A 977-nucleotide genomic window follows, 5' to 3' on the forward strand; every position below is an offset into this window, starting at 1 on the left:
TTAGTAATAGCTTGTAAATCAATTTCCTCTACATGTACTTCTAACTGGGTTTCTAACCAAGATCTAACAGATTTAACATTTGACACGTAAGCCTTTTCATTTAACTTATACTCTAATGGAATTATATCTTGCCTAACTTCGATTGTTTTATTATCTAGATTAATTACTGTAAGAATTGTATGTTTTAAGTTCCTCTGATCCTCTAGCTTACTTCTGAGTTCCAAAGAGAATTTCAGATATATCTTATTATTGTCATATTTCACAGTAGGATATGCAATATGAGTTATTAACATATCATTAGGTTGATCATCTTCAGTAAATGGTATCATTTTTCCACATTGTATTAAACCTTCTAATTTATCCCGGTTTATTTGTTTGTATTTATATAGAGTAGAATATCTATATCCCCTATCATATTCAAATTCTTCACAATTCTTTACTATGCTATTCAAATTATCAAATAAACATTTTAGTTTTTGGGTATTATCTTTAAATACTGTTAAATCTAAAATTCCTTCTGTCTTGCTTCTTCTCCCATCGTTTATTATTAACCCTTTACTTGCTATTCTTTTAAATATGCTATTCCAAAGATAATCAGGATAACTTTTTTCGATAGTCCATCTCATAACAGATTTATAAATTTCTAAATTCATATGTCTAGCCCTTTCTATTATATATTTCCAGTATATTACAATTTTAATGCAGTGGAAATACCATTTTTTATGTAAAGTATATCTTTATTTGGAAAGCATTTCAAGATATACTTATAGATAAAGTCCCAGCTTTTTTATTAATCAAATAAATGCATCCTTATATCTATTTTTTAGCAGGCTACAAAACCGCTCTTATAGTGCCTTAAGCCTATGTAACGTTGCCCCTATAAAAGAATACCATCAAAATATGTCAACTATTTAGTAGACATATTCGGCACTTAATGTTCAATTCCTGCAATTTTCAGTTTGAAATTTTCTACAAAA

The 977-nt window shown here is 27.8% G+C and carries 1 protein-coding gene; it reads right to left on the minus strand.

Features of this window, described 5'->3' with window-relative positions; translation table 11 throughout:
- Positions 1-653: hypothetical protein (locus RCF13_RS21775; protein WP_308141546.1), on the minus strand; the 653-nt coding region annotated here is incomplete at its 3' end.
- Positions 654-977: the final 324 nt, after the last annotated feature.

This window comes from Stenotrophomonas maltophilia group sp. RNC7 (assembly GCF_030910085.1).
Taxonomy (GTDB): Bacteria; Pseudomonadota; Gammaproteobacteria; order Xanthomonadales; family Xanthomonadaceae; genus Stenotrophomonas; species Stenotrophomonas sepilia.